The sequence below is a fragment of the Streptomyces thermoalcalitolerans genome, from assembly GCF_039525155.1.
Classification (GTDB): domain Bacteria; phylum Actinomycetota; class Actinomycetes; order Streptomycetales; family Streptomycetaceae; genus Streptomyces; species Streptomyces thermovulgaris.
Genome location: NZ_BAAAHG010000161.1, coordinates 1 through 581 on the forward strand (window position 1 = coordinate 1; position 581 = coordinate 581).

Genomic DNA, 581 nt, shown 5'->3' on the forward strand with positions numbered 1-581 from the left:
TGAGTGTAAGTGCACAAGGGAGCTTGACTGTGAGACCGACGGGTCGAGCAGGGACGAAAGTCGGGACTAGTGATCCGGCGGTGGCTGGTGGAAGCGCCGTCGCTCAACGGATAAAAGGTACCCCGGGGATAACAGGCTGATCTTCCCCAAGAGTCCATATCGACGGGATGGTTTGGCACCTCGATGTCGGCTCGTCGCATCCTGGGGCTGGAGTCGGTCCCAAGGGTTGGGCTGTTCGCCCATTAAAGCGGTACGCGAGCTGGGTTTAGAACGTCGTGAGACAGTTCGGTCCCTATCCGCTGTGCGCGTAGGAGTCTTGAGAAGGGCTGTCCCTAGTACGAGAGGACCGGGACGGACGAACCTCTGGTGTGCCAGTTGTTCTGCCAAGGGCATGGCTGGTTGGCTACGTTCGGGAGGGATAACCGCTGAAAGCATCTAAGCGGGAAGCCTGCTTCGAGATGAGGACTCCCACCCACTTGATGGGGTAAGGCTCCCAGGAGATGACTGGGTTGATAGGCCGGATCTGGAAGCGTCGTAAGGCGTGGAGGTGACCGGTACTAATAGGCCGAGGGCTTGACCAT

General features: G+C 58.9%; 1 rRNA gene. It reads left to right on the forward strand.

The features are described 5' to 3' along the window. Positions 1-581, forward strand: a 23S ribosomal RNA gene (locus tag ABD224_RS29350); the annotation flags it as partial.